Below are 16,090 nucleotides of genomic sequence, written 5' to 3' on the forward strand. Positions count from 1 at the left end.
GCGTAAACGCCCCCGACTATCACCCATTCAGGTAACGGGGATTCAGGGTTGTTCCGGGGTGCTCGCGAGGCCCGCCGGCCACTCGGCCTCGGCGTCGAGGTGTGCCCGCAGCACGTCCGCGCAACGGCCCTTGGCCGGGCCGGCGCGGCCCCGTCGCGGCGTCAGCGCGTCGGCGACCGGGCGGTACTCCGGGCGGCCCGCCAACACGGCCAGGCGCAGCAGTTCCTGGCACTTCTGCGACAGCCGGCCGAACGCCCGCCACAGCCGCCGGTCGCGCTCGTCGAGCAGGGTGGCGTCCTCGGGCAGGCCGTGCTCGCTCACCAGCTCCGCGGGCGCGTCGGTCACCGCCGCCGCACGGCGGTCCGGGGTCCAGCTCCGCTGCGCCTCCCGGCACGTCGCGGCGACGAGCCACGCCGCCAGCGCCCGCGGGTCCTCCAGCCGACCGAGGTGGCGCAGCAGCGCGAGCCACACCGTCTGCACCACGCCCTCCGCCGTGTCGCGGTCCAACCCGTGCCCACGCGCGACGTGCCACACCAACGGCGTGAAGTCGGCGATCAGCGCGTCCAGGGCCGCGCGGTCGCCGGCCCGCGCCGCCGTCAGGCGGGCAGTGTGCCGTTCCGCCCCCTCCGACGGCTCCCAGTCCGGGTCCAGTGCCACCACTCCCTCTCAGCCACCCGCTACACCACCACGACCGCGCGGCAGAACACCCGCACTAATGCGGCCGACGTGCGAAAACCCCGCCCTCGGGTGTCGAGGGCGGGGTCCGTGGCGCTGCGGCCGGCCTACAGCTCGCCGGGCTTGTAGCAGTCCTGGAAGCCCTCCGGCTTGGGCTGGTTGCCCGCGAACGCGGCGACGACGTCGGACTGCTTGAGGTTCTCCGGGTAGCCGGGCCAGTCCGGCTCCTGCCCGTTGACGTGCAGCTCGTCCAACCAGTAGCCGGACTGCCCGGACACCTTCGCGAACTCCAGGTCGCAGCCCTTGACCCGGACCGTCACCTCGAAGACCTTCTGCGAGGACTTGACCGTGCGCTTGCCGATCTTCTTGCTCTTCTTCTCGGTCTCGTCGCGCGGCTCGCCGACCGAGGTGAAACCGGCCGCCTTCAACTCGGCGACGAACTCGTCCCCCTTGCTGGAGCACGCGACCAGGGATGCGCCCAACCCCAGGACCAACAGCACGGACGCGACCTTCGTGTTCATGGCGCACAGCAAACCCGGACGGCCGAACCGCCGCGCGCGCCCCCATCAACCGTTATCGCGCTGTGACGTGCCGGTGGTCGCAACCGCGGGCCGTGCCGGCGCGTCACAGTCCCGTGCACACCTCCGTACCGCCGCTCGTGTCGGCCGCCGCCGTCCTCGCCCTGATCACGGGCTGTTCCACCACAGTGTCGGGGGCGAGCTCCGGCACCGGGGCGGCGACCACGACGACCACGACCACCTCGGCCGGGCGGGAGTCGACCCCCGAGCCGACGTCCGAGCCGAGCCCGCTGCCGACGATCGACGAGGCCGTGCCGGCCCAGTACTGCGAGGACGCCTTCCCCGGCGCGCTGGGCAAGCCGATGCTGGCCGTCGTCGTGGAGACCCCGTCCGGCCGCCTCACGTGCGACCAGGCCGCCGCCGTCCTGGTCGACTACTACGCCGAGCGCCGCGACCCCACTCCGGGACTCCCGCCGCTCGCGGTCGGCACGATGAGGTGCAACCAGGTCGTCCCCGAAGGGTCCCTGCCGCAGGTCGTGTGCGCTGACGAGGACAACCTGGTCTACTCGATGTGGCCGCAGACCTGACGGGATCAGAACCGGCCGAACAGCCAGTGACCGGGGTGGCCGGGCCTCGGGTCGAGGCAGAACTCCCTGGTCGCGCGGACGATCTCGGCCGTCTCGACCGTGCCGCGGTGGTCCGCGTCGAGGCGGTCGAACAGGGTGCGGGCGTCCTCGTCGGGCACGCCGCACCGGGTCGTGAGGGTCAGGAACTCGTCGCGCTCCACCACGCCCGTCCCGTTCGTGTCGACCAGGGCCAGCACGGCCGTCGCCAGCGGCCGCAGGGTCCGGTCGAACGCGGTGTGCGTGGCGCGGCCCGCCCACGCCAGGAACTCGGCCTTGCCGACGCGGCCGTCGTCGTCGGTGTCGGACTCGGCCGCCAGGGCGCGCCACAACGCCCGGTAGGCGGCGCGGACGGCCATCGCGGCGGCCGAGCGCGGCGGGTGGCCGAACGACTGCACCAGCCGCAGCGCGAACACCTCGTAGTCGTCCCGGCGCAGGTAGCCGTCGCCGGTCGCGTCCAGCAGGTCGAAGCGCGGCGCCGGCGCGGCCGGGACGGTGCGGTGCCCGGTGACCGCCGCCGCCCACCGCGTCGCGTCGGGGTGCGCCGCGGTGAGCACCGCGCCGTGGTTCGCCCCCGGGTACGTCGTCAGGTGCACGGTGCTGCCCGCCGCGGCGATGTCGTCGGCGAAGTCGTGGATCACCGCGGGCGGCACGATCTCGTCGGCCCCGCCCGCGGCCAGGAACACCGGCCGGTCCAGCCGGGCGACCGGCACGCGGCACTCGTCCAGCACCCGGGCCACGTGGTCGTGCCGGGTCAGGTCCGTCATGCCGGTCTCGTCGTTGGTCATCGCCTTGGTGGCGCGGAACATCTCCACCAACGACACCCGTTCGGCCAGGTCCACCAGGGACGTGCCGCGGTCGGTGAGGAAGCCGTGGGAGAAGTCCGGGTACCGGGTGCGCATGCCCGCCAGCACGATCGGCACGAACGGGCAGACCGCCGCCGCCGCGTCGCTGGTCCGGGTGGCGATCACGCGCACCAGGTGCACCGGCGGCGCGAGCGCGAGCGTGCCGAGGAAGTCCAGCTCCGGCGCGTACCTCGTGGCGATCAACGAGGTGAACAGCGCGGCGTGCCCGCCCTGGGAGAACCCCGCGACGAGCCAGCGGTCCGACAGCGGGTGGGGCAGCCCGCGGGCGGCGCGGACGATGTCGACCACGTCGTCGGCCACCGCCTCGCCGTGGAAGTACGGGTGCGGGCCGGGCGTGGCGAGGCCTTCGTAGTCGGTGGCCGCCACGGCGTACCCGGCGGCGAGCCACGACGCGATGTGCGCCCGTTCCAGCCGGAGCAGGCCGGTGCGCGACGGCGCGGTGCGGTCGGACAGGCCCGTGGTGCCGTGGGCGTAGCTGACCACGGGCCAGCCGCCGGGCGGGGGAGTGCCGTCGGGCACGAACACCGACCCGGTGACCAGCCGACCCCGGCCGTCGTACCCCACGCCCTGGTAGAACACCCGGTAGGCGGCTTCGGCGTGGTCCGGCCGGAACCGCGACGCGAGCGGGCGGGCGCGCAGCAGCGTGCCGGGGCGCCTGACGGGGTCCGGTGCGGTGGAGGAGGTCACGACACCAGGACGTTAGCCCTTTCCGCCCTACCCGATGGAGTGAACCTCGGTCAGGGGTCCCCGTCGACGCGGTACCCGGCGCCGCGCACCGTCAGCACCAGCGCCGGGTCGTCCGGGTTCTCCTCGACCTTGCGGCGCAACCGGCGGATGTGCACGTCCAGCAGCCGCGTGTCGCCGAAGTAGTCGTAACCCCACACGCGTTGCAGCAACTGCTCGCGGGTCACGATCCGGCCGCCCGCCGACGCCAGTTCCACCAGCAACCGGAACTCCGTCCGGGTCAGGTGCACCTCGACCCCGGCCCGGTGCACCGTGCCCACGTCCGGCCGGATCTCGAGCTGCCCCACCTGCAGCACCTCGTCCTGCCGCCCGCCGCCGCGCCGCCGCAGCAACGCCCGGATCCGGGCCGCCAGCACGCTGGCCACCAGCGGTTTGGTCACGTAGTCGTCCGCGCCCGCCTCCAGCCCGGCGATCACGTCGGCGGCGTCGGCGCGGGCGGTGACGATGATGATCGGCAGGTCGCCGCGGGCGCGCAGCGTGCGGCAGACCTCCAGGCCGTCCACCCCGGGCAGCATGAGGTCCAGCAGCACCACGTCGGGTTCGGTGACGGCGAGCAGCTCCAAGGCGTCCTCGCCCGACACGGCGTCGGTGACGGCGAAACCCTCGTCGCCCAACGCCAGGCCGAGGGCCTGCCTGATGTGCTCGTCGTCCTCGACCAGCAGAACCGAGAAGTCCATGACGACCCGATCCTGCCGCACGCCGACCGCCCGCGCCGGGATCGCAAGCTGACCGCAAGGTTCACCGGACCGCGGCGTGCTCCTCCGCCGGCTCGTCGGCGACCCGGTCCCCGCCTGCCTGCCGCCACTGCGCCAGCACGTCCGACCACGCCGACGGCGGCTCGCGGTCGAACGTGATCGCCGCGACCCCGTCGTCACCCGGGATCTGGTCGAGCTGCGCGCCCTTGCCCGCCTCCGCGGCGGAGCGCGGCCCGACGGCGCACGCTGCGCGGCGGCGTCGCCTCCTGCCACTCGTGCACCGCACGCGCCGCGTCGGGGTGGCCGGGCAGGCACAGCACGGCCGGCGCGGCGCCCGGGTACTCGGTCGGCAGCAGCGAGTTGTTCTCCTGGTTGTGGAGGTCGGTGGTCCTGATGCCATTCGCGTCCTTGGTGCCCGGACCCTGCCACGGCGTGGCGCCCGGTCCGTGGGGCGGCCCGGGTCGAGCGCGAACCGGCCGTTGATCTCGTTCAGGGTGGACAGGCCCACCGAGCCGGAACCGTCGCTGATCGACGCCACCGTGCGTGACCGCGCGGTGCGAGCATCTCCGGAGGTGGGAGGAGTGGTGTGCCGGTGAGCTGGCGATTCGCGGTGAGCACCCTGGGCACTCCCGGCGCACCTCTGCACGAGACCGCCCGGGTCGCGGCGGCGCACGGCTGCGAGGGACTGGAGGTCCGCGTGCACCCGTCGGAGGAGGTCCACGTCGGGATGCCCACGGCACGGGCCGCGCGGGCGCGGGCACAGGTCGCGGAAGCCGGCCTGGAGATCACGTGCCTGGCCGGTTACGTGAAGGTGTGCGGACCGGGGCCGGTGGTCGACGAACTGCGCGCACTGGTGGACCTGGCCGACCTGCTCGGGGCTCCGGCCATCCGCGTCTTCCCCGGCGACGACGGCACCGGGGAGGGTCGCGCCCTGGACCACATCGCGGCCACCCTCCCCGACCTGCGTGCCGCCGGCGTCCGACTGCTGATCGAAACCCACGACTCCCACCCGACCGGCGCGGCCGCCCTGCGCCTGGCCGAACCGTTCGCCGCTCCCGGGCGGGTGGCCGTGCTGTGGGACGCGGTGCACCCGTGGCGCGCCGGCGAGCCACCGGCGAGGACGCGTGCCGTCCTGGGGGAGTACTTGGCTTACTTCCAGCTGAAGGACGTCACCGCAACCGACCCGACCCCGGTGCCGCCGGGCGAGGGCGACGTCCCCTTGGCCGAATGCGCCGAACTGCTGGCACACTGGTCGGGCTGGGTGTCGCTGGAGTGGGAACGCGCGTGGTACCCCACCCTCCCCCCGCTCCCGACACCCCTTCGCGCCGCCGCCGACTGGTACACCCACTGGCAGCCGCCCCGAGGCCCCCGACCGCCGTTTCCGCAGGTCAACGCGCCGACTTGATTCACTATCGAGTGAATCTGCCGCCCCACCGAACAATATCGCCGTTACCAAAGCCCTGAAACGTCGGTTGAAACAACGAGGCCGCCCTCAACCCCCACCCCTGTCCACCCACCCCCCAACCCGCCTCGCATCCACGTCCCAGTCCGCCCTCTCGGTCCGCCCTGTCGCCGCCTGCGTCCTCACCTCCCACCCGCCTCCACTGTCCTTTCGCCACCCACCGGCCCCGGCGGCCTCACCCACGACGGCCCGGCACGTCGCCGCCGAGGAGCTCGGCGATGCGCTCACCGAGGCCTACGAGGGCCCCGAGCAGCGATTTCCGTTACGGGCCAAGGGCGGTGAGGTGGGGCTTGACGGGTCGGTTGAAGCTCGAATAGGGTGCGGAAAGCGCTTTCCGTGAGCACTCTGGAGGCTTGCCGGTGACGATCGGGTTGTCCGTGCGCCACGACATCGGATCGGCGCTGACGCTGTCGGTCGGCGACGTCGACCTGGCCCGCTACGTCTACGTCCCCGACACCGTGCAGCTCGAGTCACCCAAGCCCTACCTGCACCCGATCCGCACCCGCGCCGGCCGGGTGGTGAGCCTCTTCCGCCCCCACGACCACGTCTGGCACAAAGGCCTCGCCTGGTCGCTGCCCAACGTCGACGACGAGAACTTCTGGGGCGGCCCGACCTACGTCCACGGCCGGTCGTACGTCCAGCTCGACAACAACGGCACCCAGCGCCACCGGCGCGTGATCGACGTCGGCGTGCAGGAGGACCAGGCCTGGTTCACCCATGAGTTGGATTGGGTCACTCAATCCGGGCAGACCGTGATCACGGAGCGTCGGACCATCACCGCCGCCCTGCTGTCCGCCGACGCCTGGGCCCTCACCTTCGACACCGCCATGACGAACACCTCCGGCGAGGGGATCGCGTTCGGCTCGCCGACCACCCGAGGCCGGGAGAACGCGGGGTACGGCGGGTTGTTCTGGCGCGGCCCCCGCTCGTTCACCGGAGGGAACGTCGTCACGCCCGAGGGCGTGGGCGGTGACGAAGTGCGCGGCCGGCGGGCCGAGTGGATGGCGTTCGCGGGCCGGCACGACGGTGACGCGCACGACGCGCACGACGGTGGCCTGCACGGCCACGCGCGGATCAGCGGCGTGCACGGCGGCGGCGCGGCGGAATCCTTGGTGCTGTTGCTCGACCACGACGCCAACCCGCACCACCCCCCGCAGTGGTTCGCCCGGACCGTCGAGTTCGCCTGCCTCAACCCGGCCCCGTTCTTCAGCGAGGAACTCACCCTCCCGAACGGCGGCACCGTCCGGTTCCGCTACGGCGCGGGCGTGGCCGACGGCACGGCGGACGACGCGCACGCCCTCGCCGACGCCGTGCGCGAAGCGCTGCACCGATGACCACCTTCCCGGGCGGCACGTCGCTGTCGTTCCTGGACGTCTACGACGACCCCGCACCCGACGGCGTCGTGGGCGGCAGCCCGCACCTGCACCTGGCGTCGACCGAGTGCTACGTGGTCGTCGGCGGCGAAGGCGAGTTGCACGCGGTCACCCTCGACGGCTGCCGCGAGATCCCGCTCCGCCCCGGCTCGGTCGTCTGGTTCACGCCCGGCACCATCCACCGCGCGGTCAACCACGGCGGCCTGCGCGTGATCGTCCTGATGGCCAACGCCGGCCTGCCCGAGGCCGGTGACGCGGTGATGACGTTCCCGCGCGACGTCGTCGCCGACCCCGACCGCTACCGCGCCGCCGCCACCCTGCCGCCCCGCGCGACCGAAGCCGAACGCGCCGCCGACGCCCGCAAGCGCCGTGACCTGGCCGTCGAGGGCTTCCTGCCGCTCCGCGACGCGCTCCGGAACGGCGACCCGGCTCCGCTGCGCGAGTTCCACGCCGCCGCGGCGTCCCTGGTCCGGCGGCGGGCCCGCTCGTGGGCGCCGATCGTGCGCGACGGCCCGCTCGCCCAGGCCGAGGCCACCCTGGCGCTCACCGGGGACCTCTCCCTGGGCCTGGCCCCGCACCTGGAGCGCGCCGCCGTGTTCCACTCTCCCCGACGGCGGGCGTTCGGCATGTGCGGCCGCCTGAGCCCGGTCGACACCGCCCGCGCCGAAGCAGACGAGGAGCACGCACAGTGACCACCCGCACCTGCGCGATCATCGGCACGGGCGCGATCGCCGGCGCGCACGCCGAGGCGATCGCCGCGCTGCCCGACCGCGCCCGGCTCGTCGGCGTCGTGGACGTCCGACCCGACCGCGCGGCGGCGTTCGCCGCGACGTGGGACGTGCCCACCTACCCGACCGCGGCCGACCTGCTCGACGCCCAGCGCCCCGACCTGGTCCACCTGTGCACGCCACCCGGCACCCACCTGCCGCTCGCGCTGGAGTGCCTGGCGGCCGGTGCGTCGCCCGTGGTGGAGAAGCCGCCGGTGCTGTCGCTGGCCGAGTTCGACCGGCTGCGCGCCGCCGAGGCCGACGCGGGCGTGCCCGTGGCCACCGTGTTCCAGCACCGGTTCGGGTCCGGGGCCGTGCGGCTGCGCCGGCTGCTGGCCGAGGGCCTGCTGGGACGCCCGCTGGTGGCGTCCGCGCACACGTTGTGGTTCCGCGACGACGACTACTTCGCCGTGCCGTGGCGTGGCCGCTGGGACGTCGAAGGCGGCGGACCGACCATGGGCCACGGCATCCACCAGTTCGACCTGCTGCTGTCGATCCTCGGCCCCTGGTCCAGCGTCACCGCGCTCGCCGAGCGCCAAGCCCGCCCGACCGACACCGAGGACGTCTCCGCCGCGCTCGTGCGCTTCCGGTCCGGGGCCGTGGCCACGGTGGTCAACTCCCTGGTGTCACCGCGCCAGACCAGCCAGTTGCGCTTCGACTTCGAGCACGCCACCGTCGACCTGGAACACCTGTACGGCTACACGAACGCCAACTGGTCGCTGACCGCCGGACCCGACGTCACGTCGGCGTGGGAGAGCGACCCGGCCGACGTGCCCAGCGGTCACACCGCGCAGTTCACCGCCGTGCTGGACGCCCTGGACGCCGGCGAGGCGCCCCCGGTCTCCACCGCCGACACCAGGGTGACCATGGAGTTCGTCGCGGCCGTCTACGCCTCCTCGTTCACCGGCCGCACGGTCGCCCGGGGCGAGATCACCGAGGGCGACCCGTTCTACGCGAGCATGGCGGGCACCGGCGCGCCCTGGCTGCGCCAACCGGCCCGGTAATCGGAGCGACAGCGGCACGCGCGGCCAATACCGTCCGCCGCATGCGCGCACAACCTGCCCTGACGTGGCGGCCGCTCACCCGGGACGACGCCAAGGTGTCGGCGGACCTCCTCAACGCCATGGAGGCCGTCGACCGGATCGGCGAGCACTACACCGAGGAGGACACCCTCCAAGAGCTGATCGACCCCTACACCGACCTGGAGCGCGCGAGCCTCGCGGCCTTCGACGGTGACGTGATGGTCGGCTTCATGAAGGTCCGCCACAAGCCGGCCGCGGACGAGGTCCACCGGGTCTTCCTGGACGGCGGGGTCCACCCCGACCACCGGCGCCGGGGCCTGGGGACCGAACTCGTCGCGGCCGGGGTGGCGGCGGCGAAGGTCGTGCACGACCTGCACCACCCGGCGGCCAAGCTCGTGGTCGACGTGCACAAGGGCGAGCACATCGCCGGGATCGCCGATCTCCTGCGGTCCCGGGGCTTCGAGCCGGTCCGCTACTTCGAGTACCTGGAACACCCGCTCGGCGACGCGATCCCCGACGTGGCGATCCCCGCCGGGCTGCGGGTCGAGCCGTGGTCGGCGGCGAACGACGAGGAGTTCCGGTCGGTCCGCAACGAGTCCTACCGGGACCACTGGGGCGCGACGCCGATGCCCGCGGACGCCTGGCAGAACAAGATCACCAACCGGACGTTCCGGCCCGAGGTCAGCTTCCTGCTGCGGGACGTGGCGACCGGCACCGCGGTGGGCGTGCTGGTGACCATGTGCTGGGACGCCGACACGGCGGCGACCGGCGTCCGTGACGCCCGGTTCATGCTCATCGGAACGCTGCGGCAGTACCGGGAGCGTGGCGTCGCGGGCGCGTTGGTCGCACACGCGCTGCGGGCCGCCGCCGACCACGGCTACGACCGTGCCAGTGCCGGAGTGGACTCGGCGAGTCCTTTCGGCGCGTCCGGGCTCTTCGAGCGGGCCGGCTTCACGCCGACGATGCGGCACGTCCGCTGGGCACTGGAGGTCTGATCGCTCGGCGCCACGCGGGGCCCGAGTTCAGGGCGCCACCGCCGCGCCCGCGGCAACGGCTACGTCGAGGTCGAGGTCGGCTCGCGGCGGGCCGTTCCACCTGTGCGTCGGCCCGTGGACCGAGACCCGCCTGGGCACCGACGGTGCGATCGGCAGCACCTGCTGCACCGGCGACCTCCGCCGACCGTCCCACCGGGTGACAACGGCGCGGGAGAACCCCATCGCGGGAGAACCACATCACCGTCACGGTCCTCCGGGCGGTGGGGCGTAGCGGGCGGCGATCGAGGCGGCGCGGTCGTGCAGGGAGGCGCGCAGCCACGGCGGGGCGAGGGCTTCGGCGCTCGCGGCGAGCTGCCACAGCGCCCACTCGGCGTGGCGCGGGTCCTGGAACGTCACCTCCATCCGCAGCCGGCCGTCCGCGTCGACCTCCTCGGCGAGCACGGCCACCGCGGTGGCGACCAGGTCCTCCCGCCGCGTCGGGTGCACCAGCACCAGCACCGCGACCTGGTCGCCGCCGGCCCGGAACCGCGTGCCGCGCTCCTGCCAGGCCCGGCCCAGGTCGACCCGGTCCGGTCGCTGCGCCGGTTCGGCCAGCTCCTCGGCGGCCACCACCCGGGACAGCCGGTACGTGCGGTCCTCGCCGGACCTCGTGGCCAACAGGTAGCCCTGGTCGCGCACGGTCACCAGGCCGATCGGGTCCACCGTGCGCCACCGCGCCGGCTGCCCCTCGGCCGCGTAGTGGATGCGCAGCTTGTGCCCGGCGAACACCGCCCGCCGGATCTCGGCCACCACCGCGTCCGGCACCTCCTCCACGACCACGCGGCGCGAGAGCAGGTCGGTCTCCGGGTCGATGAGCAGCCGCTCGGCCACGCCGACGGCGGCGTCGCGGTGGCCCTCCGGCAGCGCGTCGACCACCTTCAGCATGGCCGAGGCGAGCGCCGAGCCGAGGCCGAACGCCTGCGCGCCCCGCCGCGACCCGGCGACCAGCAGCGCGAGCGCCTCGTCGTGGTTCAGCCCGGTGAGCTCGGTCCGGAAACCGGGCAGCAGCGAGAACCCGCCGTGCCGACCGCGCTCGGCGTAGACCGGGACACCGGCCGCGGACAGCGCCTCGACGTCCCGCAGCACGGTCCGGGTGGACACCTCCAGCTCGCGCGCGAGCGCGGTGGCCGACAACCGGCCGTGCCGGCGCAGCAGCAGCACCAGCGAGACCAACCGGTCGGCGCGCACGCGGAAACGCTAGCGGAATACACGACACAGGGTGTCGTGATTCGTTGCGAGGCTTCCGCCACGACGTCACCGAGCAGCGGCACCGGGCCGCCGGACGTCGATGATCCGAATGGAGCTGAAGTGGCTGTGGAGCGCACGGCGGTCAACCCGTGGACGTGGTCCGTGGACCTGGGCTACAACCAGGGCGAGCTCGTCTCCGGGCACACCCGGACCCTGTACGTCGCCGGGCAGACCGCGATGAGCGGCGACGGCAAGCCCCTGCACGACGGCGACCTGGCGGCGCAGGTGGCGTCGAGCCTGGACAACCTGGAGGCGGTGCTGGGCGAGGCGGGCATGTCCCTGCGCGACCTCGTCCGGCTCACCGTCTACACCACCGACGTGGACCTGCTCTTCCGGCACTACGGGGTGCTGGCGTCGAGGCTGGGCGCCGCCGGTGCGGCCCCGGCCACCACGATGCTCGGGGTGACGCGGCTGGCGCTGCCGAGCCTGATGGTCGAGCTCGAAGGCACCGCCGTCGCGTGACGCCCGCGCCGCTCGTGCCGGACGTTCCGGCACGGGCGGCGCGCGTCGTCATCCCGGGCGAGAACTTCGTCCGGGAGCGGATCCGCGCTCTGCGGCGACGCTCACCGGTGAGGCTGTACCGGCGCTGGTCGCGGATCAGCGCCGCCGACCACCCGGACCGCTGCGTCCTGCGCGTGGTCATCAACGGCTGCCTGTCGTGGCTGCTCGCCACCGCCGAGCTCCCCCGAGCAGGTGCGGCCGGACGGCCCGGCGCGATCCCCCTCCGGTCCCGCACCGCGGACTCGGACGGCAACCGGCGGGAACGACCAGCATCCGCGCCTACCGACTCCGTCGACCGCGGCGATCCCGCCGGCCGCTGGTCGGTCGGGCGTCCGACTCGCGGAGCACCACCACGGCCATCTCCCGCAGGCGGTCGTAGTACCGGAAGGCGTCGCCCTCGTCGTCCAGCGCCGGCAGGATCCGCTCCACGGTCGGGAGGAGCCTGAGCAGCACCCGGCGGTGTCGCTCGTCGAAGCGCCCGGTCAGGAACGCGTGGACGCAGCCGGCGATGTCGGCGTCCAGCATCACCATGTCCTGGCCGTCCACGTCCCGACCGCGGAGGTGGGGTGGGAACGGCGCGCGTTCGTGTTCCTGCCGGCGCAGCGCGAGCAGGTCGGAGTCGTCCACGGTCGAGATCCTGCCGGCGCGGAGGGCGGTGGCGCCGACGTCGTCGCACCCCGCCTCCCGGTACCTTGAACCGCGATACCGACGCCCTGCCGAGGAGCCCGTGCACCAGCCGCCGGACGAACGGGTGCACCACTACCCGCGTGCCGAAATAGTTCGGGAGCGAGCGGTTCTCCCGGTTCGCGGGCGGCCCTCCCGACCAGTCCGCCACCAACGTCCGCAACGTCGCAACCACCCGATCCTAGTGGCGTGCCGCCGGCGCCGATGGACAACCAGGCACGCCGCGGTCCTCATCGGGATCAGCACCAACGGCAGGGCCGCCGCTGCGTGCCGGTCGGGTGGGATGGATTCCCTCGTCGCGTTGTGCGGTTGAGGCACAGCGCGTATCCCTGACACCACGGTGCATCACGGCCTCGGTGCTCACCTTCGGCGCGAAGGTCAACTGCTACGCCCAGCCCCGCGTGTCCCGGGCACGCACCCTGACCCACTGCTTGGACCAACCCCAGCGGCGCCTGTCCGAGACGTCCCAGTTCGTGGTGAACATGATGGGGCGCGCCGCGTTCGGCTCCGGCGGGTCGTTCGTGCCCACCATCCAGGAGACGCGCCTGATCCACGCCGCCGTGCCCACCCGGCCCGGCGCACCGGACCCGGCCCGACCCGTCGCGGGTGCGCCGACCACGTGACCGGCCGTCCTCGCTGCGCGGGTGGTGCCCCCGGAGCGTCCGCCGCGGCTACGCGGGCCAGCGGTGGTGGAGGTCGTCGATGCGGTAGTGGTGGACGTGGCGCCAGCGGCCGTCGACGAGGGCGGCGTCGGCCAGGTGGTGGTGGTCGTGGTCCAGGTCGTGCTCGTGCTCGATCACCTCGGGGTCACGCGTCGGCCAGAACCGGGCGGCCAGCACGGTCGCGGCGACGGTGACCGCGGCCAGCACGGCGAGGGCGACCGGCATTCCGGCGGCGGTGGCGAGCCCGCCGGCCAGGGGGTAGCCGAGCAGCCAGCAGGCGTGGGAGAGGGCGAAGTCGGCGGCGAACACCGCGGGCAGGTCGGCGGGATGGGCCGAGCGGCGCAGGAGTCGGCCGCCGGGGGTCAGCACGAGGGAGCTGCCCGCGCCGATCAACGCCCACAGCGCGAGCAGGGCGGGCCAGCGCGAGTCGCCGAGCAGGGCGGTGACGGGGACCGCGAGCAGCAGCACGGCCGCGAGCCCCGCGCAGGCGCGCAGCATCACGGCCCGGTCGGTGAACCGGTCGAGGACCGCGGGCAGGGTGAAGGCGGCGACGAGCGAGCCGAGCCCGTTGGCGGCCAGGGCGACGGCGACGGCGGTGTCGTCGCGGCCGAGCAGGTCGCGGACGTAGCCGACGGTGTTGACCAGGACCATCGACCCGGCCGCGGCGACCGCGAGGTGGACGGCGAGCAGGCCCCGCAACCGGGGCGTGGCCAGGTGGATGCGGATGCCTCTGACGGTGGCGGTGAACGGGCGGTCGTCGCGTCGCGGTCCGCGGGTCGCGGGCAGCGCGGCGGAGAGGACCAGCAGGGCGGACCCGACGAAACCGGCGGCGGTGCCGAGGAACAGGTCGTCGTGGCCGAGGACGACGAGCACGGCGGCGGCGACCAGCGGGCTGAGCAGGCTTTCCAGGTCGTACGCCAGGCGGGACAGGCTCAGCGCGCGGGTGTAGTCGCGTTCGTCGGTCAGGATCTCCGGGATGGTGGCCTGGAACGCGGGCGTGAACGCGGCGGACGCCGCGTGCAGCAGGAAGATCAGCAGGTGGACCTGCCAGATCGCGTCCACCCACGGCAGCGCCGCGGCGATCGTGGCGCGCACCAGGTCCAGCGTGACCAGCAGTGCCCTGCGCGGTACCCGCGCGGTCAGCGCGCCGGCGATCGGCGCGACGCCGACGTAGGCGACCATCTTGATAGCCAGCGCGGTGCCGAGAACCGCTCCGGCGTCGGGTCCGGCCAGGTCGTAGGCGAGCAGGCCGAGCGCGACGGTGGCCAGACCCGTGCCGACCAGGGCCACCACCTGCGCGGTGAACACCCTGCGGTACGCGCGGTTGGACGGCACGGAGAGCATGGCGCGGCCTCCGGTGACCGGTGTCGTGGACGGTCCGGTGACACCATACGTGCTCATGTACGCACGCGATGACGTTGCAACAACGCAGGACTGGCAACAGCTTCCTTCCGGCGACCACGTCGACGCGGCGGTGGACGGCTTCCGGATGCTGGCCGACCCGACCCGGCTGCGGATGATGTGGCTGCTCTGCGGCTCGGAGTACGACGTGACCACGTTGGCCGGGGCGGTGGGGGTCGCGCGGCCGGCGGTGTCGCAGCACCTGGCGAAGTTGAAGCTGGCCGGCCTGGTGTCCCTGCGCCGCGACGGACGACGCGCGGTCTACCGGGTGCGCGGCGGTCACGTGCGGCGGTTGCTGGGCGAGGCGATCGAGGCGGCCGACCACCGGGTGACCGGCCGGCCCGACCACGACTGACCGGACCTCGCACTGTGCGCCGAAGCGGCCGCACTCACCGGCGACGAGACCGGGGTGCTCGCGGCGGCGAAGGCGTTCCGCGCGGCCGTCGGTACGAGTGAGCGACTGAACGGTCCAATCGAACCAACGGCGATTCACGGAATACTGTCCGTGGGCGAGCGGATACGAGGGGACGTAAAAGTTGCGCAAATCACGGAGCACATTTCGCATCACCGGTCTGTCGTTGGCATCGGTCCTCCTGGCCGCCGGGTTGTCGACGGGCGCGGCGGGTCCGGCGTCGGCGCAGACGAGCGCGGTGCGGATGGACTACACCTGCACGACGTCCGCCGGACCGACCGTCGCGCTGACCGTGTGGGTCGTCGGCGGCCTGCCCGACGACGGCGCGGGCCCGAACAGCGTCTCGTACAGCAGCTACTCCTACATCGACGTCGACCTGGACCTGCGCGAGCTGCGCCCGGCCCTGCCGGTGGGCAGCGGGGTCCGCCTGGACGGCGACAGCACCGCCACGCTCGACGCGCACCTCACCGGCCCGGACGGCACCCGGACCACCCGGGCCGCGTTCACCCTCGCGCCCACCTGGATCACCGACACCCGCTCGGCCGCCGTGCGGGCCAGGGGAGCCTTCCCGGCGCAGTACCTGAACACACCGGGCGCTTACGACCTGCACGTGGACGACCTGGCGCTGACACTGCGCCCGGAACGCGCCGACGGCACACCCCTGGGCACGATCACCGCGTCCTGCTCGCACGACCCGGCGCAGAACGACGTGGTGGGCACCATCCAGTCGCAGGCGGCCCACTTCGACCGGCCGATCCGCCCGGACGCGCTGCGGGTGGTCTCGGCGACCCCGACGTCCGTGACCCTGGCCTGGGACGCCCGCTCCTGGTGGAACCCGACCGCGGGCTACAACGTGTACCTGGACGGCGGGCACGTCGTCTTCGCCACGGAGAAGCAGACGACCATCACCGGGCTGACGCCGGACACGCAGCACCGGGCGAAGGTCGTCACCGTCGACGTGCGGAACAGCTGGTCGAACCCGAGCGAGGGCCTGATCTTCACCCTCCCCCGGGCCTGACCCCCGCGAACCGCCGACACCGGGTCCGTGTTGCGGCGGACCCGGTGTCACCACCGGGTGCGGTTCGCCCGCCACCGCGTGAAGAGCGCCGAGGGGCGGGTCGTCGTCGGGTGCGACGCTCGTGGAGGAGTCGGCCACGCGCCGGGTGTCTCGGCCGGTGAACCGGCACGGTGCCGCCCGGCTCGAACGGCTGACCGAGGCCGAAAGCCACTGAAGTGGTGTGTGCGCACCGTAGCCGAAAAGGTTCCGGTCAGGCTTTCGACGCCTTTTCGGGCACTCAAGGCGGACCGGCTGTCGCTCACCATGGCGTTCATGGTTGACGCTGGGTTCGTAGAGCGAAAGAAATCCCACCGCATCGGCGGAAGGTTATTCGCTCGGGCGGGTG

General features: G+C 73.5%; 18 protein-coding genes. 10 read left to right on the top strand and 8 right to left on the bottom strand.

The window, feature by feature from the left end; genetic code table 11:
- Nucleotides 1–42: 42 nt before the first annotated feature.
- Nucleotides 43–657 carry an RNA polymerase sigma factor gene (locus tag FHX81_RS33940; protein WP_246108109.1) on the bottom strand — a complete coding sequence of 205 codons (615 nt, stop codon included), beginning with the start codon at nucleotides 655–657 and terminating at the stop codon, nucleotides 43–45.
- A 125-nt stretch (nucleotides 658–782) separates the two neighbouring features.
- A complete protein-coding gene (locus tag FHX81_RS33945) occupies nucleotides 783–1,196 on the bottom strand; it encodes a hypothetical protein (RefSeq protein ID WP_141982600.1) in 414 nt (137 codons plus the stop codon).
- Between the two features lie 113 nt (nucleotides 1,197–1,309).
- Here FHX81_RS33945 and FHX81_RS33950 point away from each other — a divergent pair, with 113 nt between their 5' ends.
- Nucleotides 1,310–1,780: a hypothetical protein gene (locus FHX81_RS33950; RefSeq protein ID WP_141982601.1), complete on the top strand. Its 471-nt coding sequence runs from the start codon at nucleotides 1,310–1,312 to the stop codon at nucleotides 1,778–1,780.
- A gap of 5 nt (nucleotides 1,781–1,785) precedes the next feature.
- On the opposite strand, the gene FHX81_RS33955 is transcribed toward FHX81_RS33950, so the two are convergent.
- The 3 genes from FHX81_RS33955 to FHX81_RS33965 all read right to left on the bottom strand — a co-directional run bounded on the left by FHX81_RS33955 (nucleotide 1,786) and on the right by FHX81_RS33965 (nucleotide 4,407).
- Nucleotides 1,786–3,369 carry a lipase family protein gene (locus FHX81_RS33955; protein WP_141982602.1) on the bottom strand — a complete coding sequence of 528 codons (1,584 nt, stop codon included), beginning with the start codon at nucleotides 3,367–3,369 and terminating at the stop codon, nucleotides 1,786–1,788.
- A gap of 50 nt (nucleotides 3,370–3,419) precedes the next feature.
- Entirely contained in the window at nucleotides 3,420–4,103 is a 684-nt protein-coding gene (locus tag FHX81_RS33960) for a response regulator transcription factor (RefSeq protein WP_141982603.1), read from the bottom strand.
- A 61-nt stretch (nucleotides 4,104–4,164) separates the two neighbouring features.
- Nucleotides 4,165–4,407, bottom strand: a complete 243-nt coding sequence (locus FHX81_RS33965; RefSeq protein ID WP_141982604.1) for a hypothetical protein — start codon at nucleotides 4,405–4,407, stop codon at nucleotides 4,165–4,167.
- Between the two features lie 306 nt (nucleotides 4,408–4,713).
- Between FHX81_RS33965 and FHX81_RS33970 the strand changes: the two genes are divergently transcribed.
- The 5 genes from FHX81_RS33970 to FHX81_RS33990 all read left to right on the top strand — a co-directional run bounded on the left by FHX81_RS33970 (nucleotide 4,714) and on the right by FHX81_RS33990 (nucleotide 9,740).
- Entirely contained in the window at nucleotides 4,714–5,526 is an 813-nt protein-coding gene (locus FHX81_RS33970) for a sugar phosphate isomerase/epimerase family protein (RefSeq protein ID WP_141982605.1), read from the top strand.
- A 416-nt stretch (nucleotides 5,527–5,942) separates the two neighbouring features.
- On the top strand, nucleotides 5,943–6,917 hold the full coding sequence (locus FHX81_RS33975) for a DUF6807 domain-containing protein (RefSeq protein ID WP_246108332.1): 975 nt from the start codon (nucleotides 5,943–5,945) through the stop codon (nucleotides 6,915–6,917).
- On the top strand, nucleotides 6,914–7,648 hold the full coding sequence (locus FHX81_RS33980) for a cupin domain-containing protein (protein ID WP_141982606.1): 735 nt from the start codon (nucleotides 6,914–6,916) through the stop codon (nucleotides 7,646–7,648). The genes FHX81_RS33975 and FHX81_RS33980 overlap by 4 nt, the downstream gene beginning before the upstream one ends.
- Nucleotides 7,645–8,727 (top strand): Gfo/Idh/MocA family protein, encoded by a 1,083-nt coding sequence (locus FHX81_RS33985; RefSeq protein WP_141982607.1) that lies wholly within the window; start codon nucleotides 7,645–7,647, stop codon nucleotides 8,725–8,727. Before FHX81_RS33980 ends, FHX81_RS33985 begins: the two co-directional genes overlap by 4 nt.
- Nucleotides 8,728–8,768: 41 nt before the next feature.
- Entirely contained in the window at nucleotides 8,769–9,740 is a 972-nt protein-coding gene (locus tag FHX81_RS33990; protein WP_141982608.1) for a GNAT family N-acetyltransferase, read from the top strand.
- 243 nt (nucleotides 9,741–9,983) lie between these two features.
- On the opposite strand, the gene FHX81_RS33995 is transcribed toward FHX81_RS33990, so the two are convergent.
- Nucleotides 9,984–10,967, bottom strand: a complete 984-nt coding sequence (locus FHX81_RS33995) for a helix-turn-helix transcriptional regulator (RefSeq protein WP_141982609.1) — start codon at nucleotides 10,965–10,967, stop codon at nucleotides 9,984–9,986.
- Nucleotides 10,968–11,093: 126 nt separating this feature from the next.
- Here FHX81_RS33995 and FHX81_RS34000 point away from each other — a divergent pair, with 126 nt between their 5' ends.
- Nucleotides 11,094–11,489 (top strand): RidA family protein, encoded by a 396-nt coding sequence (locus FHX81_RS34000; RefSeq protein WP_141984285.1) that lies wholly within the window; start codon nucleotides 11,094–11,096, stop codon nucleotides 11,487–11,489.
- A 318-nt stretch (nucleotides 11,490–11,807) separates the two neighbouring features.
- Here the strand turns inward: FHX81_RS34000 and FHX81_RS34005 are convergent, their stop codons facing one another.
- On the bottom strand, nucleotides 11,808–12,155 hold the full coding sequence (locus FHX81_RS34005; RefSeq protein ID WP_211363632.1) for a hypothetical protein: 348 nt from the start codon (nucleotides 12,153–12,155) through the stop codon (nucleotides 11,808–11,810).
- Between the two features lie 413 nt (nucleotides 12,156–12,568).
- Between FHX81_RS34005 and FHX81_RS34010 the strand changes: the two genes are divergently transcribed.
- Entirely contained in the window at nucleotides 12,569–12,835 is a 267-nt protein-coding gene (locus tag FHX81_RS34010) for a hypothetical protein (RefSeq protein WP_246108110.1), read from the top strand.
- 48 nt (nucleotides 12,836–12,883) lie between these two features.
- Here FHX81_RS34010 and FHX81_RS34015 read toward each other — a convergent pair whose 3' ends face one another.
- Complete coding sequence (locus tag FHX81_RS34015; RefSeq protein ID WP_141984286.1) at nucleotides 12,884–14,218, bottom strand: MFS transporter; 1,335 nt, start codon at nucleotides 14,216–14,218, stop codon at nucleotides 12,884–12,886.
- Between the two features lie 55 nt (nucleotides 14,219–14,273).
- Here FHX81_RS34015 and FHX81_RS34020 point away from each other — a divergent pair, with 55 nt between their 5' ends.
- Both FHX81_RS34020 and FHX81_RS34025 read left to right on the top strand, forming a co-directional pair.
- The gene (locus FHX81_RS34020; RefSeq protein ID WP_141982610.1) at nucleotides 14,274–14,630 is read left to right on the top strand and encodes an ArsR/SmtB family transcription factor; all 357 of its coding nucleotides are present in this window, start codon (nucleotides 14,274–14,276) and stop codon (nucleotides 14,628–14,630) included.
- Nucleotides 14,631–14,853: 223 nt separating this feature from the next.
- The gene (locus FHX81_RS34025; protein ID WP_141982611.1) at nucleotides 14,854–15,705 is read left to right on the top strand and encodes a fibronectin type III domain-containing protein; all 852 of its coding nucleotides are present in this window, start codon (nucleotides 14,854–14,856) and stop codon (nucleotides 15,703–15,705) included.
- Nucleotides 15,706–16,090 lie beyond the last annotated feature (385 nt).

Source organism: Saccharothrix saharensis (assembly GCF_006716745.1).
GTDB classification, from domain to species: Bacteria; Actinomycetota; Actinomycetes; order Mycobacteriales; family Pseudonocardiaceae; genus Actinosynnema; species Actinosynnema saharense.